Source organism: Kitasatospora sp. NPDC002227 (genome assembly GCF_040296285.1).
GTDB lineage: Bacteria > Actinomycetota > Actinomycetes > Streptomycetales > Streptomycetaceae > Kitasatospora.
On sequence record NZ_JBEOWY010000057.1, the window covers coordinates 1 to 20,842 of the forward strand.

The 20,842-nt window shown below is 73.5% G+C and carries 16 protein-coding genes; 9 read left to right on the plus strand and 7 right to left on the minus strand.

The features are described from left to right. The first annotated feature begins 178 nt into the window (after positions 1–178). Both ABT095_RS33080 and ABT095_RS33085 read left to right on the plus strand, forming a co-directional pair. Positions 179–868, plus strand: coding sequence for a 2,3-bisphosphoglycerate-dependent phosphoglycerate mutase (locus tag ABT095_RS33080; RefSeq protein WP_350533252.1), 690 nt, complete (start codon positions 179–181; stop codon positions 866–868). A 61-nt stretch (positions 869–929) separates the two neighbouring features. Further along, positions 930–1,331: a VOC family protein gene (locus ABT095_RS33085; protein WP_350533253.1), complete on the plus strand. Its 402-nt coding sequence runs from the start codon at positions 930–932 to the stop codon at positions 1,329–1,331. An 89-nt stretch (positions 1,332–1,420) separates the two neighbouring features. Here the strand turns inward: ABT095_RS33085 and ABT095_RS33090 are convergent, their stop codons facing one another. After that, on the minus strand, positions 1,421–3,373 hold the full coding sequence (locus ABT095_RS33090; RefSeq protein ID WP_350533254.1) for a hypothetical protein: 1,953 nt from the start codon (positions 3,371–3,373) through the stop codon (positions 1,421–1,423). A 133-nt stretch (positions 3,374–3,506) separates the two neighbouring features. Next, entirely contained in the window at positions 3,507–4,967 is a 1,461-nt protein-coding gene (locus ABT095_RS33095) for a lipase maturation factor family protein (protein ID WP_350533255.1), read from the minus strand. Positions 4,968–5,155: 188 nt separating this feature from the next. Between ABT095_RS33095 and ABT095_RS33100 the strand changes: the two genes are divergently transcribed. The 3 genes from ABT095_RS33100 (at position 5,156) to ABT095_RS33110 (ending at position 7,946) form a co-directional block, all read left to right on the plus strand. Next, a complete protein-coding gene (locus tag ABT095_RS33100; RefSeq protein ID WP_350533256.1) occupies positions 5,156–6,100 on the plus strand; it encodes an EamA family transporter in 945 nt (314 codons plus the stop codon). A gap of 101 nt (positions 6,101–6,201) precedes the next feature. After that, the gene (locus ABT095_RS33105; RefSeq protein WP_350533257.1) at positions 6,202–6,627 is read left to right on the plus strand and encodes a cupin domain-containing protein; all 426 of its coding nucleotides are present in this window, start codon (positions 6,202–6,204) and stop codon (positions 6,625–6,627) included. A gap of 230 nt (positions 6,628–6,857) precedes the next feature. Further along, a complete protein-coding gene (locus ABT095_RS33110; protein ID WP_350533258.1) occupies positions 6,858–7,946 on the plus strand; it encodes a sugar ABC transporter substrate-binding protein in 1,089 nt (362 codons plus the stop codon). Between the two features lie 9 nt (positions 7,947–7,955). On the opposite strand, the gene ABT095_RS33115 is transcribed toward ABT095_RS33110, so the two are convergent. After that, positions 7,956–8,879, minus strand: coding sequence for a DMT family transporter (locus ABT095_RS33115; protein ID WP_350533259.1), 924 nt, complete (start codon positions 8,877–8,879; stop codon positions 7,956–7,958). Here ABT095_RS33115 and ABT095_RS33120 point away from each other — a divergent pair. The 4 genes from ABT095_RS33120 to ABT095_RS33135 all read left to right on the plus strand — a co-directional run bounded on the left by ABT095_RS33120 (position 8,878) and on the right by ABT095_RS33135 (position 13,592). After that, positions 8,878–10,296: an aminotransferase-like domain-containing protein gene (locus tag ABT095_RS33120; RefSeq protein ID WP_350533260.1), complete on the plus strand. Its 1,419-nt coding sequence runs from the start codon at positions 8,878–8,880 to the stop codon at positions 10,294–10,296. The genes ABT095_RS33115 and ABT095_RS33120 overlap by 2 nt on opposite strands. 69 nt (positions 10,297–10,365) lie before the next feature. Then, a complete protein-coding gene (locus ABT095_RS33125) occupies positions 10,366–11,481 on the plus strand; it encodes a hypothetical protein (RefSeq protein WP_350533261.1) in 1,116 nt (371 codons plus the stop codon). Between the two features lie 47 nt (positions 11,482–11,528). Further along, on the plus strand, positions 11,529–12,395 hold the full coding sequence (locus ABT095_RS33130; protein ID WP_350533262.1) for an Fpg/Nei family DNA glycosylase: 867 nt from the start codon (positions 11,529–11,531) through the stop codon (positions 12,393–12,395). A 141-nt stretch (positions 12,396–12,536) separates the two neighbouring features. Further along, the gene (locus tag ABT095_RS33135; RefSeq protein ID WP_350533263.1) at positions 12,537–13,592 is read left to right on the plus strand and encodes a phosphatidylinositol-specific phospholipase C domain-containing protein; all 1,056 of its coding nucleotides are present in this window, start codon (positions 12,537–12,539) and stop codon (positions 13,590–13,592) included. Between the two features lie 60 nt (positions 13,593–13,652). Here ABT095_RS33135 and ABT095_RS33140 read toward each other — a convergent pair whose 3' ends face one another. The 4 genes from ABT095_RS33140 to ABT095_RS33155 form a co-directional block, all read right to left on the minus strand. Next, a complete protein-coding gene (locus tag ABT095_RS33140) occupies positions 13,653–16,199 on the minus strand; it encodes a collagenase (RefSeq protein WP_350533264.1) in 2,547 nt (848 codons plus the stop codon). A 239-nt stretch (positions 16,200–16,438) separates the two neighbouring features. Then, positions 16,439–17,743 carry a wax ester/triacylglycerol synthase domain-containing protein gene (locus tag ABT095_RS33145; protein WP_350533265.1) on the minus strand — a complete coding sequence of 435 codons (1,305 nt, stop codon included), beginning with the start codon at positions 17,741–17,743 and terminating at the stop codon, positions 16,439–16,441. 205 nt (positions 17,744–17,948) lie between these two features. Beyond that, on the minus strand, positions 17,949–19,142 hold the full coding sequence (locus tag ABT095_RS33150) for a beta-ketoacyl-[acyl-carrier-protein] synthase family protein (RefSeq protein WP_350533266.1): 1,194 nt from the start codon (positions 19,140–19,142) through the stop codon (positions 17,949–17,951). Continuing rightward, positions 19,139–20,767 carry a cytochrome P450 gene (locus tag ABT095_RS33155; RefSeq protein WP_350533267.1) on the minus strand — a complete coding sequence of 543 codons (1,629 nt, stop codon included), beginning with the start codon at positions 20,765–20,767 and terminating at the stop codon, positions 19,139–19,141. The genes ABT095_RS33150 and ABT095_RS33155 overlap by 4 nt, the downstream gene beginning before the upstream one ends. Positions 20,768–20,842: the final 75 nt, after the last annotated feature.

The window sequence follows — 20,842 nt, forward strand, 5'->3', positions numbered from 1 at the left end:
TCAAGACCCGCACCCGATACGACGAAGCGACCGCCTGGTCGCACCACGCCCACCTCCATGCCGCTTGACCTCAAACGTCATGGGGTGTCTGACCCAGGCACCGGCCGGCCGGCGGGCTCCGCCCCCCGTGCCATGATCTCCGTCGTGGAACCGGATCTGGGACGGGGGGACGCACGCCATGACCTACCTGGCGCTCGTCAGGCACGGTGAGACGGCCTGGAACCGATCCGGCCGCTTCACCGGGTGGGCGGACGAAGCCCTGACCGCGAAGGGCCGGCAGGACGCCCGGGCCGCCGGTGCCGTGCTCGCGCGGAGCGGCATCGGCTGGCACGAAGTCCACACCTCGAAGCTGCGCCGGGCGGTCGACACGGCGGCGATCGCCCTGGGCGAGCTGCCGGGCCTCTGCCCCCGGGTGGTGCGCGACTGGCGGCTGAACGAGCGCCACGTGGGCGCTCTGGAGGGCGGCGGCCATGCCGAGTTCGCCGCACTCCACGGCCGGGAGCTGGTCGAGCAGTGGCGGTGGGGGTGGGACGTCCGGCCGCCGGCCGTCGCCGCGGACGACCCACGTCAGTCCCGGCACCGGGACGGGCACCCCGAGGCCGGCGAGGAGCTCCCGGTCGGCGAGTCGCTCCAGGACGTCGTGCGGCGGGTCGGCCCCTGGCTGGACGGGGCCGCACCCCGGCTCGCCGCCGGCGCGAACCTCGTCGCCGTCACGCACGGCACCACCCTCCGGGCCCTGCGCCTGATCATCGAAGGGCGCACGCCCGAGGAGATGTTCACGGTGCGCGCCGGGAACGGCGCGGTGGTCCTGTACGCCCTCGAGGCGGGCGCCCTGCGACTGACACCTGGTCCGGCTCCGGTCGGCTGACAGTCCCTGGCGCTAGTCTCCCGACCACATCGACCACATCGACCACGGGAGGACACGGACCATGACGACCAGCTGGGCCGGCGGGATCGCCGCCACCACGATCTTCGTGCGGGACCTGACGGCGGCGAAGGAGTTCTACCGGACTGTCTTCGAGTGCTCGCCGATCTTCGAGGACGAGGCCTCGGCGGCGTTCCGGTTCGGGAGCTCGATCGTCAACCTGCTGCACGAGCCGGCCGTGCCCGAGCTGATCGAGCCGGCCGTCGCCGCTGACCGGTCGGCGGGCGCGCGGGTGGTGCTCACCGTGGAGGTGGCGGACGTGGACGCCCGGGTGGAGCGGCTGACGGCGGCGGGGGTGCAACTGCTCAACGGTCCGGTGAACCGGCCGTGGGGCCCGCGCACCGCGAGCTTCGCCGACCTGGACGGGTACATCTGGGAGATCGGCGGCAACCCGCCGGCGAACTGAGACTGCCCCGGGGACGGCTGAGGGGGCGTGAGCGGGAGCAGGGCCGCTGCCCCGGATCCCGTTCACGCCCCCTCAGCGGGCGACCTGTGTCAGCCTCGGGCCTCGGCCACGGCCGCGCCCAGGGCCTCCTTGATGCGGGGGCCCAGGCGGGCGAAGCCGAGCTCCTTCATGGCGGCCCGCAGCAGCTCGTCGTCGCTGCGGGTGACGTAGTCGCTGTCGATCCAGCGGACCAGCGCCGTGAGCTCCTCGGCGGTGTACGCGGTGATCGGGCGACCGGCGGTCAGCTCGGGCTTCTTCGGCCGACGCCCCGCCTTGACCGGAGCCGGAGCGACCTCGGCCTCCGCCTGAGCCTGAGTCTCGACCTCGGCCTCTGCCTCGGCGGGCTCTTCCTGCTCGGGCTGAGCCGGAGCCTCGGGCTCGATCTCCGGAAGCTCAACCACGATGGCGGGCGGCTCGGCCACGGCGAAGTCAGCGGGCTCAGCGACAGCGGCCTCCTCGGCGGCGGGCTCGGCCTCGGCCGGCTCCACCATCTCGGCCACCGCATCCACCTCGGCCGGCTCAGCCGGGGCCTCGGCGACTACGTCCGCGACGGCCTCCGGCTCCTCGGCGACGGCCGCCGCAACCTCGACCGGAGCCTCGGCAGCAGTCTCCGGCTCCTCGGCCTCGGCCTCAGCCGGGGCCTCCACCTCCTCGACAGCAACGGCGGCAGCCTCGGCGACAACCTCCGTCGTCGTCTCCGGCTCCTCAGCGACAGCCTCCACGACCTCGACCGGAGCCTCAGCAACGGTCTCCGGCTCCTCGGCCGGCTCAGCGGCAACCTCGGCCTCAGCCTCAGGCTCCTCGGCGACAACCTCGGCAACCGCCTCCGGCTCCGCCACCACGGGCTCGGCAACGTCGACGGGCTCGGCCACCTCCTCGGCGGCGACCTCAGCCGGGGCCTCGGTCTCCGGCTCCAGGCCCAGCACGGACTCCGGCGTCTCAGCCGGAGCCTCAGCAGCAACGTCCTGCTCAGCCTCCGCTGCCTCTGCGGCTTCCGCGGCTTCCGCGACCTCCGCGGCCTCCGCCTCGACCGCCGCGTCCGGGCTGCCCGCCTGCGCCGGAACGGCGGCGGCGGTCGTGGCGATCGCGGCGGTGGCGGCGGCCGGGTGGGCGAGGTCGTAGGCGGCGAGGGCGGTGGCCCGGTCGGCCTGGCGGGTGGTGAGGTCCTCGACGAGCGGGGTGAGCTCGTGGGTGGTGGTGAGGGCGGTGTGCAGAGCGCGCAGGGTGGGGAGGCGGTAGAGGGTGCCCTCGTCGGCGGCCAGGCGGTCGATCAGGTCGGTGAGTTCGGCCAGCGGGGTGGCCTCGAGGTCGTAGCCGGGCAGCAGCCGGGCCAGGGCACGGGCGGCCTGGGCCAGCGCGTCCACCGACTGGGCGGCCTCGGCGAGCTTTGCGGCGTCGGCCGGCGCGGTCGGGCGGCCGGCCCCGGCGAGCGCGGTCCAGTCGTCCCGCTCGGCGGTGGCCGCGACCAGCGCCTCGTGCAGGTCGGCCTTCTTAGCGCCGCGCCCGACGGCCAGCGCCTTCGCCTGGGCCTGCAGGCCGCGGCGCTTCAGCCAGGAGATCCGGATGCCGCGCTCCTTGCGCCAACGCCCGCCCGCCGTGGCGGCGGTCAGCGCGTCGAGGTCCGCCTCGTACACCTCGCCGCGCAGCTTGCCCGCGGTGCCGTGCACCCGCTGCAGCACGCCGGCCACCAGTCCGAGCGCGACCAGGGTGTCCGGCTCGGCGAGGCCGCTGTCCGGAGCGAGGGCCAGGACGGCGTCACGGGTCGCGGTGACGTCGCCGCCGCGCAGTTCGGCGAGCAGGGTGGAGGCCGAGCGGGCGTCCTCGGGGGTGGCGATGGTCTCGGTGGCGGCGTACCAGGGGGTGGTCTCGGCGCCGAGGGTGAAACCGCCCAGTTCGGCGTAGCGGGCAAGCGCCTCGCGGGCGGTGAGAGTCGAGGTGGCGTCGGTGCCGTCCGCCGGTTCGACTGCCTCGGGGCCGGTTTCGTTCAGGTAGCTCACTGTCATGGAGAGGTCCGCTTCGTGGCAGGAGTGGCAGGCGGGGAAGGTGGAGCGGGCGCAGCGGCGCGGACGCCCAGGATACGGGTGGGCGTTCGAGGGGTGCACGCACCCGGTCGGCTGTGGGCGTCCGTGGCGTGACTCACCGTCGGTCCCGGTACGAACGGCGCGGAGGGCCCGGCCGCTCCCCCAGCAGGTGGCCGACCTCGTGGAGCGTGACCGGCGCAAGGTACTCACGCACCAGCGTGCGCTCCCACCACGCGCCGGTCTGCCGCAACACCCGCCAGCTGGTGAACCGGTAGCGGTAGAGCCGCGCACGGACGCGGTCGGGGGGCGCGTGCGGAAAGGGGTTGTGGCGCAGCAGCCGCAGCGTGTCCGGGTCGTTGACCAGCAGCCGGGCGGCGAAGCCGGTGAACCAGGAGCGGGCGTACGCCGGGGAGATCCCGGCGAACCACATCAGCCAGTCCAGCCGCAGGTGGTAGGGCGCGTACTGCCGGGGCAGCCGCCGCAGTTCACCCGGTTTGCCCCGGAACCCGTACTCCTTCCAACCTTCACCGGACTCGCCCTCGACCACCACTTCGAGCCGCAGCCGGTTGACCGAGCCGAACGCACCGTACGCGTTGACCAGGTGGAGCGGGTTGTACGAGCGGTTCATCTGCTGGCTGCGCGAGAGCAGGTTGCGGGCCGGACGGTAGCTGAGGGCCAGCACCAGCGCGGTGACGGCCCAGACCAGCACGCCGTACCAGAGCGGGGTCGCCGGGAAGGTCCGGGCCGGCACCTGCCCGGGGAGGGCGGAGGCGGCCAGCGCGCCGCAGGCCAGTGCGATGGTCAGCCAGTTGAGCCAGGCGAAGTTGCCGGAGGCGACCAGCCAGAGCTGGGTGACGGTCATCGCGAGCGCGGCCCAGGTGGCGACCGGCTGCGGGGTGAAGAGGAGGAAGGGGACGCCGAGTTGGACGACGTGGTTGGCCGCCACCTCGATCCGGTGCAGCGGGGCCGGCAGATGGTGGAAGAACCAGCTGAGCGGGCCGGGCATGGGCTGGGTCTCGTGGTGGTAGCGGGTGCAGGTGAGGCGGCGCCAGCAGGCGTCGCCCCGGATCTTGATCATCCCGGCGCCGAACTCGACCCGGAAGAGCAGCCAGCGCACCAGCCAGAGCACCGGCAGCGGCGGCGCCACCCGCCCGTTGCCGAGGAAGACGGCCAGGAAGCCCGCCTCCAGGAGCAGCGACTCCCAGCCGAAGCCGTACCAGGTCTGCCCCACGTTGACGATCGAGAGGTAGAGCACCCAGAGCAGTGCCCACACCGCCATCGCACCGCCCAGCGGCAGGAGTTCGGCGCCGCCGGCGAGCACGGCCGCCGCCAGCAGGGCGCCCGTCCAGCTGACGGCCGCGAACAGGCGGTCGGAGTACCGCAGGTGGAACAGGCTCGGGGCCTGGGCGAACCGGACCCGGGCCAGGTAGCGCGGCACCGGCAGCAGGCCATGGGCGCCGATCAGCGCGCGGAACTGCCGGGCGGCGGCCAGGAATCCGAGCAGGTAGACCCCGGCGGTCAGGCGCTGGAGGAGCAGCCGGCCGAGCCAGTAGTCGGGGGCGGCGATCCAGTCCATCGCCCAAGCGTGCACCCGCCCGCCGGGACGGCCGTGCCACCGCGTCCGGCGCGGCGCGAACTTCACGCCGCTGGGGGCGCGAACGCCACTGCTTCGGAAAGGGGTGCCCCGCCTCTCGCACTTCCGGGGCGGGTGTGGTGCCATACGCCTTGCGGAACCCTGTACAGGAGCAACTTCAGGAGAGACAGATGACAGCCACGTCCGACCGGCCCACCTCCAAGCCCCCGCGGCTCCGGAGCGCCGACGCCGCCCCGCGCGCCTCCGGCGCGGCCTGGGCCGCCCTCGGCATCGTCTACGTGGTCTGGGGCTCGACCTACCTGGCCATCCGGGTCACCGTCGAGACGGTGCCGCCGATGCTCTCCGCCGCCGCCCGCTTCCTCTGCGCGGGCCTGCTCCTCGCCGCTCTGCTGAGCGCGCGCCAGGGGCCGCGGGTACTGAAGGTCTCGGCCCGTGAGCTGGGCTCGGCCGCGCTGGTCGGGCTGATGCTGCTGGTCGGCGGCAACGGTCTGGTGGTCTTCGCCGAGCGGTCGGTGCCCTCCGGGCTGGCCGCGCTGCTGGTCGCGGTGGTGCCGCTCTGGGTGGTGCTGCTGCGCCGGGCCACCGGGCAGCGCACCCCGGCGATGACCGTCCTGGGCGTGGCGGTCGGCCTGGTGGGCCTCGGGGTGCTCACCGTGCCGGGCATCAGCGGCCAGGTACAGCTCTCCGGCATGCTCACCGTGGTCGGCGCGACCGTGCTCTGGTCCTCCGGCTCCTTCCTGGCCGCTCGGCTGCCGATGCCCGGCAACGCCCTGGTCGCCAGCGTGTACGAGATGCTGGCCGGCGGCCTGGGGGCGCTCGCCCTGGCCCTGCTGCGCGGCGAGCCCACCGCCTTCCACCCGGCCGCCGTCTCGACCGGCTCCTGGGTGGCGCTCGGCTACCTGATCGTCTTCGGCTCGCTGATCGCCTTCACCGCCTACGCCTGGCTGCTCCAGCACGCCCCGCTGCCGCTGGTGGCCACCTACGCGTACGTGAACCCGGTGGTCGCGGTCTTCCTCGGCTGGCTGCTGCTCTCCGAGCCGCTGACCTGGCCGATCCTGCTCGGTGGCGCGATCGTGGTCGGTGGGGTCTGCCTGGTGGTGCGCACCGAGAAGTAGCACCGAGAAGCAGCGCCGCGAAGCAGTACAGCGAAGAAGCACCGACGAGCAGCACCGCGAAGCAGCACCTGAGGCCGACCGACCGAGCCGGGGAGGGCACCGTGGAGCACGTCCCGTACCAGGAGCAGGAGACCGAAGGGGCACCGCGCGTGGCGGCGGCGGACGGTTCGACGGTCCGTCCGCTGGCCGCACTGCCCGGGCTGGGCAGCCTGGCCCGCTTCGAGTTGGCGCCGGGGGCCGTCTCCCGGGCGGTCTCGCACGCGACGGTGCAGGAGATCTGGCACGTCGTCCAGGGCGGCGGGCGGATGTGGCGGCGGCAGGACGGGCGGGCCGAGGTGACCGAGCTGCACCCGGGGCTGACCCTCACCGTCCCGCTGGGCACGGCCTTCCAGTTCCGGGCCGATCCGGCCGGGCCGCCGCTGCACGTGGTGGCCGTGACAATGCCGCCCTGGCCCGCCGATCCGGCCGCCGAGGCCGCCGAAATCCGCCCGGAGACCGGGCCCTGGCCGCCGACCATCGGTTCGTAGCCGCACGACACCGGTCGCATGCGGCGTAAAACTCTTGAAGAGTTGTCAACGTCACAGTCCGAGTTGCCCTTTCAGATCCTTAATGATCTTCGATAAGGCAACGGCCCTACAACGACTTGGGCGATTTCTCCGATCTGGTGCTTTAATTCTTGACGTCAAGTCGGTGCTGGCGCTTGACTCCCTCCCCTCAGCCGCAAAGCCGCGGCGCTGTCGGGAAGGCACCACCCACCATGAACGCGATGATCCGTCGCACCCTCGTCGGCACCACCGCCGTGTCGCTGGCACTGGCGTTGGCCGCATGCGGCGGCAGCAGCAGCAGCCAGAGCTCCACGGGCTCCGGCAGCAAGACCATCGGTCTGCTGCTGCCCGAACGGACCTCGTCCAACCGGTACGAGACCTTCGACAAGCCGCTGATCACCAGCGCCATCGCGGGCCTGTGCACCAAGTGCACCGTGGACTACGCCAACGCCAACGGCGAGGAAGGCACCCAGCACGACCAGTTCGAGTCGCTGCTCGCCAAGGGCGTCAAGGTCATCCTGCTCGACCCGGTGAACGCCAAGAACACCGCCAACTGGGTGGACGAGGCCAACAGCAAGGGCGCCAAGGTCATCGCCTACGACCGTCTGGCGGCCGGCAACGTCGCCGCGTACGTCTCCTTCGACAACGAGCGCACCGGCGAGCTGCAGGGCACCGCGCTGCTCGACGCCCTGGGTCCCAAGGCAGGCAGCGCGCAGATCGTGATGATCAACGGCGCCGAGGCCGACCCGAACGCCGCGGACTTCAAGACCGGCGCGCACCGGATGCTGGACAACAAGGTGAAGTCCGTCGCCTACGAGCAGTCCGGCGAGTGGCAGCCCACGCTGGCCGCCCAGAAGATCAACGAGGCGATCCGCACCCTCGGCAAGGACAACATCGACGCCGTCTACTCGGCCAACGACGGCATGGCCATCGCGATCGAGGACGCGCTGCACGCCGCCGGCCTGAAGAACATCCCGGTCGGCGGGCAGGACGCCTCGATCGACGCCATCCGCCGGATCGTCTCGGGCGACCAGGCGTACACCGTCTACAAGCCCTACCAGCCGGAGGCAGACGCGGCGGCCAACATCGCCGTCTACCTGCTGAAGGGCCTGGACGTCACCTCCGTCGCCAGCTCGATGATCCAGAGCGGCAGCGCCCAGGTGCCCTCCAAGCTGCTCACCCCGATCGTGGTCACCAAGCAGACCGTGGCCTCCACCGTGGTGTCCGGCGGCCTCTACAAGGCCGCCGACATCTGCACCCCCGAGCTGGCGGGCGCCTGCAAGGACGCGGGCATCCGGTAGCCGGTCCGGTCAGCCCCGGGCGCGCTGGGTGGCGGCGATGCAGCCGAGCACCGCGACCGCCGTCAGCGGCGCGGCCGGGGTGAGGTGCTCGCCGAGCAGCACGGTGGCCCAGACCAGGGTGAGCAGCGGCTGGGCCAGCTGGAACTGGCTGGCCTTGGGCACCCCGATCTGCCCCATGCCCCGGTACCAGACCACGAAGCCGCCGAACTGGGAGACCAGCCCCTGGTAGGCCAGGCCGGTGACGGCGTGCCACCCGAGGTGGACGGGCTCGGCGGCCAGTGCGAGCAGCGCGGCGGGCAGCATGACGGGCAGTGCGATGAGCACGCCCCAGGCGATCACCTGCCAGCCCGGCAGCTCCTTGGCCAGCCGGCCGCCCTCCGCGTAGCCGACCGCGCAGACCGCGAGCGCGGCGAACAGGAAGAGGTCGGCGGTCGAGAAGCTGCCGTGGCTCTGCTGGAGCGTGAAGGCGAGCACCACGGCCGCCCCGGCCAGCGCCGCGACCCAGAAGGCGCGCGGCGGGCGGGCGCCGGTGCGCACGGTGGCGACCACGGCCGTGCACAGCGGCAGCAGGCCGACCACCACGGCCGTGTGCGCGGTGGAGGAGGCCTGGACGGCGAAGGTGGTGAGCAGCGGGAAGCCCAGCACGCACCCGCCGGCCACCGCCAGCAGCCCGGGCCAGTGGCGGCGCGCGGGCAGCGGGGCGCGGGCGGCGAGCAGGCAGACGGCGGCGGTCACGGCGGCGAGCAGGCCGCGCAGCGCGGTGGAGCTCCACGGGCCGAAGCCCTGCAGGGCCCAGGCGGTGGCGGGGAAGCTGAAGGAGAAGGCGAACACCCCGGACGCGGCGAGGAGACTGCCGACCGTGGTGGAGCTGCTCGTTGCCTGCGCGCCGACCGCTATCGCGGTCGGGCGGATAGCGCTATCTTGTGCTCTCATGAATGAGCGTAGCAGTGTGGCCGAACTCGCCGCCATACTCCGGGGTGAGCTGAACCGCTACCCGGTCGGCGGCAAGCTGCCGTCCAGCCGGGCGTTGATGGAGCGTCACCAGGTGAGCCCCGTGACGGTCTCCAAGGCGATCGCGCTGCTGGTCGGCGAGGGTGCCGTGGTCTCCCGGCCCGGCGCCGGGGTCTTCCGCGCCGCCCCCCGGGCGGCCGCCACCGCTACCGCCGACCTCTCCTGGCAGGAGGTGGCGCTCAGCGCCGAGGCCGGGCAGCCGCCCGCCCGGAGCACCGACGCCTCGGGAGTGCTCGGCGCGCTCGCCGTCCAGGCCCCGGACGTGATCGACCTCAACAGCGGCTACCTGCACCCCTCGCTCCAGCCCGAGCGCGCCCTCTCCGCCGCCCTGGCCCGGGCCGGGCGGCGGCCCGGCGCCTGGGAGCGCCCGCCGGTGGACGGTCTGCCCGAGCTGCGGGCCTGGTTCGCCCGGGACATCGGCGGCTCGCTCACCACCTCCAAGGTGCTGGTCTCGGCCGGCGGGCAGAGCGCGCTCACCACGGCGCTGCGCTCACTGGCCGCGCCCGGCGCACCCGTCCTGGTCGAGTCGCCCACCTACCCCGGCACGCTCGCCGTCGCCCGGGCCGCCGGGCTGCGGCCGGTGCCGGTGCCGATGGACGCCGACGGGCTGCGCACCGACCTGCTCGCCGACGCCTTCGCGGCGACCCGGGCCCGGGTGCTGGTCTGTCAGCCGCTGTTCCAGAACCCGACGGCGACGGTGCTCGCGCCCGAGCGGCGCCGGGAGGTGCTGACGATCGCCCGGGCCGCCGGGGCCTTCGTGGTGGAGGACGACTTCGCCCGCTCGCTGGTGCACGCCGACGCCCCGCCGCTGCCCGCACCGCTGGCGGCCGACGACCCGGACGGGGTCGTCGTGCACGTCCGCTCGCTCACCAAGCCGGCCTCGCCGAGCCTGCGGGTCGGCGCGCTCACCGCGCGGGGCCCGGCGCTGGAGCGGCTGCGGGCCGTGCAGTCCACCGACAGCTTCTTCGTGCCCCGCCCGCTCCAGGAGACCGCCCTCGAACTGGTCGGCTCCCCCGCCTGGGCCCGCCACCTGCGCGACCTCGCCACCTCTCTGGCCGACCGCCGCAGCGCCGCCGTCGCCGCCCTGCACCGCACCCTCCCCGGCCTCCTCCCCGACCGCCTCCCGTACGGCGGCTACCACCTCTGGCTCCGCCTCCCCGACGGCACCGACGACCGCGCCGCCACCGCCGCGGCCCTGCGCCAGGGCGTAGCCGTCACCCCCGGCCGCGGCTACTTCGCCGCCGAACCCTCAGGCGCCCACCTGCGCATCGGCTACAGCGCCGCCGCCACCCCGGCCCAGGTCACCGAGGGCATCGAACGCCTGGCCCGGGCCCTCTGAGACCGAACGGCCGCTCACCAGCCTTTTCTCCGTTGCTCTCGGCCGTTCGTTCGAGGATGATCCTCGGTCGTGACACATCTCCTCACCTTCCTCACCGTCCTCGTGGTCGTCGCCCTGGTGACGAGCCGCCGCTCCAAGGCCGCCAAGCGCGCCGCGGGCTCCGGCAGCGGCCGGGCACCGGTCTCCTTCGACGCCGCGGCGTACGGGCTGCCGCCCCGGGACGCGCTCGACCCCCACCGGGCCGGGCCGTCGGCCGCCCCGCACGTCATCAGGGCCTCGCAGGAACTGGCCGAGACCGTCTGGGGCGGCGACTGGGCGGCCGCCGCCGCCCACCTGAAGGCGGCCGGCACCGACTGGGACGAGCACGCGGAGCGGTACGACCTGCTGCGTGCCGTCGCGCGCAAGCAGGACGACTGGCTGACGGCCTGGCGCGCGGCCGATCCGGGCAGCTGCGACGCGGCCACCCTCGAGGCGGACCTGATGGTGCACCGCGCCTGGGAGATCCGGGGCAATAAATATGCGCACGAGGTGCCGGCCGAGAACATGGCGAAGTTCCAGGCCCTGCTCCCGGCCGCGATCGAGGCCGCCGAGCGGGCCGCCCTGCTCGACGAGCACAACCCGGCCCCCTGGGTCGTCATGGTGACCGCGGCCCGTGGCGCGCGGTACACCCCCGACCGCTTCAAGCCCCTGTGGGACGGTCTGGTCGCCCGCGCCCCGCACCACTTCGAGGGCCACTGGCAGGGCATGGAGTACCGCTGCGCCAAGTGGTTCGGCTCCGACGTGCAGATGATGCGGTTCGTCGAGCAGGCGATGGACAACGCTCCGAAGGACAGCCTGCTCCCGGGCCTCTACCTGTACGCGCTGGCCGAGCTGGACAAGCGCGGCTCGGCGCTCCCCTCCCACGCCGTCCTGCGCCAGCGCCTGACCACCGCGGCCGAGGCGCTGGCCGGGGCCCCGGCCGACCGCTCGCACGTCTCCTCGCTCCGCCACCTGCTGGCCTTCTACCTCGGCAGGGCCAAGATGTACGAGGCCGCGCTGGAGCAGTTCCGGCTGATCGGCCCCTACTGCGGCTCCTCGGTCTGGTCCGACCAGGGCGATCCGGTCGAGGCCTTCCACGCCGCCCGGGCCGAGGCGGTCCTGCAGTCCGGCGCCGAGCCCGTCCCGGCCGGGCCGATGCGACGGTAGGCGCGCCGCTCCCGGCTTCTCCGGGAGCACCGCCCCACACTGATCGGGTGCCGGAACTGCCAGAGGTCGAAGCGCTCGCCCAGCTGATGGCCGCCGCCTGTGCCGGGCGGAGCATCAGCCAGGTCGACGTCCTGTCGTTCCAGGTGCTCAAGACCTTCGATCCGCCGGTGAGTGCGCTGTACGGGCAGGCCGTCAGCGGGGTCGGGCGGCACGGGAAGTTCCTCGACCTGACCACCGAGGGCGGGCCGCACCTGGTGCTGCACCTGGCCCGGGCCGGCTGGGTGCGGCACCATGCGAGCTTCCCCGTCCGGAGTGCGCCGCTCAAGGCGGGCAAGGGGCCGCTCGCGCTGCGGCTGCACCTGGACGACGGCTCGGGCTTCGACATCACCGAGCAGGGCACCACCAAGCGGCTGGCCGCGTACGTGGTGACGGATCCGCAGCTGGTGCCGGGCGTGGCCAAGCTCGGGGCCGACCCGCTCGCCGTCACCCCGGAGCAGCTGGCCGCACTGGCCTCCCCGGCCCGGCGCCGGCTGAAGACCTTCCTCACCGACCAGGGCACCCTCGCAGGCATCGGCAACGCCTACTCGGACGAGATCCTGCACGCCGCCCGGCTCTCCCCCTACGCCCTGGCGTCCTCCCTGACCCCCGAGCAGCTGGCCGGGCTCCACACCGCGATCCGCGAAGTCCTCGGCGCCGCCCTCGACCGGGCCCGCGCGAGCACGGCCGCCGACACCCTCAAGTCCGACAAGAAGTCCCACCTGGCCGTCCACGGCCGCGAGGGCCTGCCCTGCCCGCGCTGCGGCGACACCGTCCGCTCGGTCAACTTCGCCGACTCCTCCCTCCAGTACTGCCCCACCTGCCAGACCGGCGGCCGCACCCTGGCCGACCGCCGCCTGTCCCGGCTGCTGAAGTAGCAGGGCCGGCAACTTCACAACCCGCCAGTAGATTTCCTTGTCATGTCACCTCGAATCCGCTCGGATGGCCCATGCTGCTGCACGGCAGCCGCCCTCCGTGGCGCCGCACCGCACGAGCTGACACCTCGACAGGAGACTCCCTTGACCGTCCGCCGTACCGTCGCCGCCGCGCTGGTGGCCGTCGCCGCCGCCGCCTTCGCCCTGCCCGCGCAGCAGGCGGGCGCCAGTGGCGCGGGGCAGCTGCCGTTCGCCTCGGCGACCACCGTCGGTATCCACAACACCTACGACCCCGCTGCCTTCAGCTACCTCGCGCAGGCGCTGGACACCGGCACCAGCATGGTCGAGCTGGACGCCTGGACCGACATCGTCACCAAGGAGTGGAAGGTCAGCCACTCCAACCCGCTGGGCAACAGCAACAACTGCGTCAATGCGAGCAGCGCCGCACAGCTGTACTCGGGCGGGGCCAACAAGAACCTGGAGAGCTGCTTCGACGACCTGCGGGTCTGGCTCGCCGCGCACCCCCAGTCCGGCCCGCTGGTGGTCAAGTTGGAGCTCAAGGCCGGTTTCTCGGCCAACAACGGGATGGGGCCGGACCAGCTGGACGCGCTGATCGCCGCCCACCTGGGCAGCGCCGTGTTCCGCCCGGCCGACCTGCTCGCCAAGCCCGGCGGCGGCTCGTACGCGACCCTGGACGACGCCGCGAAGGCGGGCAACTGGCCGAGCCGGCAGGCCCTTTCGGGGCGGGTGCTGGTGGACGTGATACCCGGCACGGTCGAGGAGAACAACCCCTTCGACACCCTGCACACCGACGTCGAGTACTCGCGGCACCTCCGGGACCTCGCCGCCGCCGGCAAGGCCGGCCAGGCCCAGGTCTTCCCCGTGGTGCACGGCGCCGCCTCGGGCGACCCGCGCTCGGCGTACGGCGAGACCAGCATCCGCCCGTGGTTCGTGGTCTTCGACGGTGACGCCTCGGCGTACGTGGGCGGCGGGATCGACACCTCCTGGTACGACACCCGGCACTACCTGCTGGTGATGACCGACGCGCAGAACGTCTCCCCCGCGATCAGTGCCACCGACCCGACGGCCGACCAGGCCGCCGCCCGCACCACCCAGCTGGCCGCCGCACACGCCAGCATCGTCTCCAGCGACTGGCGCCACCTGCCGAGCGTCCAGCAGCTGGTGCTGCCGCGCGGCTGATCGGAACGCCGAGGGCGCGGAGGGGAGTCGCCCCTCCGCGCCCTCAGGTCAGCCGGTGACTCAGAACGAGGTGGTCAGCGTGACGCCGCTGAAGCCCGCCTTAGCGTAGAGGCTGAGGTAGGTGTAACCCGCCGGCGGGTTCTTGATGGTGAGCGACTCGGTGTTGCCGGTGCGCACCGAGGCGGTGCTGTAGTTGCTGGTGGTGGCCCAGCCGTTGTTGCTGTAGTACAGGTCCGCGTTGCCGGTGCCGCCCGAGGCGTTGATCTTCAGGGTGGAGACGCCGGACGGGAGCAGCAGGTAGAAGTACTTGTAGTTCCCGGTGGTGGCCGAGAGGTTGCTACGGCCGCAGTTCTTGCCGAGCACCCGGGTGTCGGGGTCGGTGCACTCCGGGGTGCCCGCCACGGTGACCGCCTGGCTGGCGGAGGCGGTGGCGCCCTGGTTGTCGGTCACCGTCAGCTTGACGGTGTAGGTGCCCGACTTGGCGTAGGAGTGCGCGGGGTTGGCGGCGGTGGAGGTGCTGCCGTCACCGAAGTCCCAGGAGCGGGAGGCGATGGTGCCGTCCGCGTCCTTGGAGGCGTCGGTGAAGCTGACGTTCAGACCGCTCACCACGGCGGCGATGGCGGCCGTCGGCGGCTGGTTGGTCTGGCCGAGGGTGCCGCAGTCGCCCTTGTTGCAGGCGGCCAGGAAGGCCGCGAAGTCGGCGTCGTAGCGGGTGCCGATGGTGGTGTTGAACAGGGTCTGGGCGGCCGCCCAGTCGCCGGCCCGGAAGTAGCCGAGCATGGTGTCGACGTCCGCGCGGTGTGACTGCAGCATGTAACGGACGGCCAGGTAGCCCCAGTTGTAGATCCGGGTCTGGTCGGCGTTGTCGTAGGTGGTGCCGAACAGCGTGCTCAGCTTGTAGGTGCCGAGACCCGCCTGGGCAACGGCGTCGTCGTAGGTGACACCGCGGTAGGCGTAGGACTCGTACTCGGCGAAGCCCTCGATCCACCAGACGGTCGGGGTCGACGTGCCCGCGGCGAAGTTGCCGTACATGTCGAAGCGGCCGTCGAGGTAGTGGGTGTACTCGTGGTTGAGGTTCCAGATCGAGAAGTCCGGCACCCACTCGGCGTGGTAGGCCACGAAGCGGGGCTGGTTGGTCTTGTCGGCCGGGTTGCCCTCGAGGTACATGCCACCGTTGTCGGTGCTCATGTCGAAGATGATGCCCGCGTACTTCTTGTAGTCCGCGCTGGAGTTGAAGACCACGACCTGGATGGTGGTGTTGTAGTCGTTCGCGACCGCGCCCTTGTCCTTCACGATGTTGTGGAAGAACGCGTCCTCGCCCTTGAGGCTGGTGCAGGTGGCGGCCAGCTGGTCGGCGGTCATCGACTGCGCGATGATCGTGATGCTCGGGCTGCAGACCGAAGTGGTGGTCAGCACCGCGGACTTGAGGGTGTCCGGCAGGCCGCAGACGCCGTAGTAGGAGCAGTTCGCCGCGTCGTAGGAGTACGCCTCGCTGGCCGCGTTCACCCAGAGGGCGGAGCTCGGGCCGGTGACGGAGGAGCGGTTCAGCACGTCCTTGACCAGCGGCTGCACGGTGCTCAGCACCTCGGGGTGCTGGAGGAACCGGCCCAGCTCCAGTGCGGAGTTGGAGGCGATGTAGTCGTTCGAGGTGCCGAGCAGCGCGCTGTTGGTGAATCCGAAGTCGTGCAGCGCGGTCAGGATGCTCGGATCGGCCTGGACGGCGGGCAGGAAGTCCGCGTTCTGGTGGCCGCGCCAGAGCACGGTGTAGACGTTGTTGAGCGAGGCCGTCATCGACCAGGAGCTGAGCCAGGAGCTGTTGAACCTCGCCAGCTGGCGCTTGACCACGTACAGGTAGCGGGCGTTCTCCTGCGCGCTGTCGATCAGCGTGACGGCCTCGGCCAGGGTCGCACCGTTGGCCTCGGTGACGTCCTGGGAGTGCGCGTTGCCGAAGAAGGCGTCGAGCCCGCCCCGGATCGCCGTCTGCAGGGTGCTGCCGTAGTCGCCGACGTCGGCCTTGTCGTACCACTGGACGAAGTAGCCGGCGCGCAGGAAGAGCACCAGCTGGCCGACCGAGGTGCTGTCGTCACCGGGGTAGCTGACCGAGAGGTCGCGCAGCGCGTTGGCGGCGGTGACCATCTGGGACTCCTGGAACACCGCGTGGGCGTCCGAACCCTTCAGTGGGAAGAGGGAGTTGATGCAGTCGAGGCTGGACGAGGTGATCTGCTGCACCAGCGCGCTGCCGCTCTTGGAGCCGAAGTCGGCGGCGGCGCAGGAGGCAGCGGCGGCCAGGCCGCGGGCGGCCGGCTTCGCGGCGGCCTTGACGGAGAGCTGCCGGCTGACGGGGGCCTGCAGCGGGGTGCGGTGCTTGGCGGCCTCGGCCCTGCTCAGCGGCTTGCCCTCGTCGGCGTCGGCCAGGGCGGCCACGGTGCCGGCGGCGGGCTGCGGGGCGAGACCGGGGCGGGCGGGCTGTGTGGGCGCCTTGCCGCCGGTGGTCGGGGCCTGGACACGCGCCTGGGCGGCGGGTGCGAACAGGCCGAAGCCAAGACAACAGGCCAGCAGCGCTATCAGCGCTCTGGCGAAGCCGTACCGCGTGGGGGCGGACTTCATGTGGGGGCCTCCCGGCCGGTCTGCGGCTGCGTTAGGGGCGCAGCCCTGGAGGTGCGGACCGTGTCCGAGACGGAAGCGGGCATGGGGGCGCCCGCTTCTGTCGTGCACACGGTGGGGAGTGTGACATGTACCATTGCATACATCACATTGCCGGAGAAGAGGCCGGACGGAGGTTTCTCACCTCGGTGACCGGCCCCTGACACTCCGTCATCACCCACTGTTAACCGGCCGGACGGGTACTACGGCATCGAGGGTTCGGCGGCGACGAGTTCGAGTGTGGCCAGAGCCTCCTGCCAGAGCTGCGGCAGGCGCTCCGCGCCCGGGAGGGCGGTGTCGGCGAGGAAGGTGGTGTGCAGGCGGCCGCGGTGGGTGGTCCAGCCGACGAAGAGGGGCTGGCCGGGGACCGAGACGGGGATCGGGAGGACGGCGTTGACCGGAGTGCCGGCGAAGGAGAGTTCGCGGCGCAGCCGGACGTCGGCGAGGGTGAGCGGGGTGCGGCGGGGGTCGATGCTGCGGTTCAGGCTCAGGCTGCCGCACCAGTACGGCATCCGCTGGTACAGCACCCGGTGCCGGCGGCCGAGTTCGGCGTAGCGCGCGAAGGTGACCTGCTCGCGCAGCAGTTCCAGCTGCCCGAGCGGGTCGGCCTCCGGGCAGGGCAGCGGCACCCCGGCCACCCCGCTGCAGTTGCCGAGCAGCCGGTACGGGTCGTCCGGCGGGCGGACGCTGACGGCGACGGTCGCCCGCAGGCCGGGGCCGGGCCCGGCCCAGTCGGCGGGGTGCCAGGCGCGCAGGGTGGCGGTCAGCAGCGCCAGGCAGAGCTGGTGGATGTTGGCGCCGGTGGCCCGTCCGACCGCGTACAGCCGGGCCAGGTCGGCCTCGACGGGGTGGGCGGTCCTGGCGCCGCTGAGTCCGCTGTCCAGGGCGCTCCAGTGCGGGCCCCGGCGCGGTGGCGGCAGCAGCTCGCGGAGCAGTTCGGCGTCCCAGCGCGGCGGGCGGTCCGGGGCGGGCCCGGCCGGGCGGGGCTTGAGCGGCGGACCGAACAGGGCCTCGACCGTCTCGGCGGCGGCCAGGCCGTCCTGGAAGGCGTGGTGGGCGCGGTAGCCGAGCGCGTACCCGCCGGGGCGGCGCAGCAGGCTGACCGACCAGAGCGGGCGGTCCCTGGGCAGCGCGTGGTCGAGGGTGGCCGCCAGCGCGGCGGCCGGGCCGGGGTCGTCCAGCCCCGGGAGCTGGTACACGTGCCGCCCGATCTCGAAGTCCTGGTCAGGCTCCCAGCGTGGGCGCCGCCCGGAGCGCTCCGCCAGCCGAAGCCGCAGTTCGGGCAGCGCCGCCACCCGGGTTGCCAGCGCCCGCCGCAGCTCGGCCAGGCTCGGCGGCGGGCCGTCGAGCAGCAGGGTGAAGCCGAGGTGCATCGCCGCGTCGGGCGCGCGGCGGGCGAGCTTGAGCAGCAGCCGGTCCTGCACGGCGAGCCGCCGGGCGGCGGGTGGCGTGGCGGTGGGCGGGCACTGGGCGGGGCGGGCGGGGGCCGGACGGGAGGTGGTCTGCACGGGGGTCTCTGGGGGTTGTGGGGGGGATCGGCCGGACAGGCCCTATGGTCTGTCCGGCCGATCACGTCGGATCAGCGGGCGGCGTTGGGGTGCGTGCATCGGCGGCGCCGACGAAGAAGTCCATGCGGAGCATCGGCGACTGAGGAGAAGCCGGCGAGGTGCGTGCCCCGGCGGCGCCCGCCCGGCGTGATCGGCCGGACAGGCCCTACGCCCGGGCGAAGGCCAGGGCGGTGTTCTGGCCGCCGAAGCCGACCGAGGTGGTGAGGGCCAGCGGGACGGGGGTGGGGTGGGCGGTGGTGGGCAGCCGGAGCGGGGTGTCGGGGGTGGTGAGGTTGGCGGTCGGCGGGGCCAGCGAGTGCTGGACGGCGAGCACGGTCAGCGCCGCCTCGACCGCTCCGGCGGCGCCGAGCAGGTGGCCGGTGACGGCCTTGGTGGCGCTCACCACCGGCCGGTGGGGCAGGAGTTCGGCCAGTACGGCGGCCTCGGTCGCGTCGCCGATCGGGGTGCCGGTGCCGTGCGCGTTGACGTGCGCCACCTCGGCGGCCGGTGCGTCGGCGTCGGCCAGTGCGGCCGCCAGGCAGGCCCGCAGGCCCTCCCCCGTCGGGTGCGGCTTGACCACGTGGTGGGCGTCGGAGGAGAGCCCGTACCCGAGCAGCCGGGCGCGCACCCGGGCGCCCCGGGCCCGGGCGTCCGCCACCCGCTCGAGCACCAGCACTCCCGCGCCCTCCCCGATCACGAACCCGTCCCGCTCCGCGTCGAAGGGCCGCAGCGCCCCGGCCGGGTCGGCGTACCGCCGCGACAGCGCCCGGACCCGGTCGAAGCCGGCCAGGTAGTACGGCGTGATCGCCGCGTCCGCCCCGCCCGCGATCGCCAGGTCGCAGCGGCCGAGCCGGAGCAGGTCGAGGGCGAGGCCGATCGCCGTCGCGCCGGAGGAGCAGGCCGTGTTGACGGTGAACGAGGGGCCCGTGACGCCGAGTTCGATGCTCAGCTGGGCCGAGAGCGAGTTGGCCAGACTGCTCGGGAAGGCCAGCGCGGACAGGCCCCGGGCACCCCGGTCGAGCAGGGTGCGGTGCTCGCTCTCGTAGGTGTCGACCCCGGCCAGGCCCGAGCCGAGCACCACCGCCACCCGGGCACCGCCGCAGCCATCGGCCAGCCCGGCGTCGGCCAGGGCTTCCTGGGCGGACAGCAGGGCGAAGGCGGTGGCCCGGTCCGGCCGCCGGGCGCGGGCCCGGCCGAGCCGGGCGGGGTCGAAGGCCGGGGCCCGGCAGGCGAGCTGCCCCTCGGGCAGCAACTCAGACGTCGGCAGCCCCTTGCAGACCCGGTCCCAGGTCGCCGCCGCACCGTCGCCCGCCGGGGTGAACAGGCCCACCCCGGTGACGCCGACCTCCGCCGGGCTCAAGAGCGGACCACCGCCCGCTTGGCGCCCAGGAGTTCGGCCAGCTCACCAAGGGTCGTGGTGGCGTGCACCTCCTCCTCGGTGACGCTCAGGCCGTGGTCCCGCTCCAGTAGCAGCACCAGTTCGGCGACCGCCAGCGAGTCGAGCCCGGCCTCCTCGCGCAGGGCGGCGGGGGTGACCGCATCCTCGGGGATGCCGAGCTCCACGAGCAGGGCCGTCAGGGCCTCGAACTCCATCTGCTTCTCCGTCCGTCGGTGCGTTGCGGTGGACTGCCTGGGGATCCTCGGTGCGGCCCGTGCGTGCAGGCGCACCGGCAGGCCGGCCAGGGTCAGCGAGAAGGCCGCGACCGGCCGGACCGGCCCGGGGTCGAGCGGCTCGCACTCCCAGCGGGCGGCCAAGGAGGCCAGCACCAGGGCCAGTTCGCACCAGGCGAACCCCTCCCCCAGGCAGCCGTGCGCGCCGAGCCCGAACGGCAGGAAGGCCTCCCGCCCGGCGGCGCCCGGCCGCTCCCAGCGCAGCGGGTCGCAGCGCTCGGGCTCGGGGAAGCGCTCCGGGTCACGCTGGAGCGCGTAGTAGGAGAACATCACCGTGCTCCCGGCCGGGATCAGGTACTCTCCCAGCCGGACGTCGGCCAGCGACGCGCGCGAGACCAGGTAGCCCGGCGGGTAGAGCCGCAGCGTTTCGTGCAGCAGCAGCCGGGTGTAGGGCAGCCGCTCCAGGTCCGCGAACTCGGCGGTGCGGCCGGCGAGTTCGCCGTCCACCTCCTGGCGGAGCCGGGTGGCCACCTCGGGATTGCGGGCCAGCAGGTGGACGGCCCAGGCCAGGGTGCGCGAGACGGACTCGGTGCCGGCCAGCAGGAAGGAGAGCGCTTCGTCGTGCACCTGCTGGTCGGGCAGCGGCTCGCCGGTCGCAGCGTCCCGGGCGCCGAGCAGCAGCCCGAGCAGGTCCTCGCCGCGCCGCTCGGCGCCGGCGGCCCGGCGGCGGCCGATCACGCCGTGCAGCACCCGGTCGAAGTCGGCCATGCCGCGCCGCAGGCGGAAGTTGAGCGGGGTGGGCAGCTTGGCCAGCAGGCCGGTCGGGTCCATGCCCCGGCTGCCGGCCCAGGCCATCAGGTGCGGCAGCGCCCCGGCCACGGCCGCCGCGTCCCGCTCGTCGGCCCCGGCGGAGAACAGGCAGCGCACCGCGATCTCCGTCGCGAGCTCGCTGAACTCACCGACCAGATCCCGTACTTCGCCGCTCTGCCAGCCGCCGAGCCGCCGCTCGGTGAGCTCGCTCATCGCGGCGCCGTACTCGGCGATCCGCTCGTGCCGGAAGGCGGGGTGCATCAGCTTGCGCTGGCTGCGGTGGAACGGGCCGTCGGTGGCCAGCAGCCCGTTGCCGATGATCCGGCGCATCACCCGGAACTGCGGGCTGAGCCCGAACTCCCCGGCCTGCTTGGCCAGTACGGACCGGACCAGCCCGGGGTCGTTGACCAGGTACGTCCGACCCGGGCCGAGCCGAACGGCCACCACCGCGCCCTGGCCCCGGGCCGCCGTCAGGAAGCCCAGCCGGTCGCGCAGGAAGGCGGGCGCGTGGCCGAGCAGCGGCAGCGCCCCGGGTAATGCCACCGGGCTACGGTGCTCTCCCACTCCTGACCCTCCTCCGGAACCAGCCGGGCCCGGAGGCCGGGCACCCGTCCTGACCGGCCCGATGGAACTCCTCCC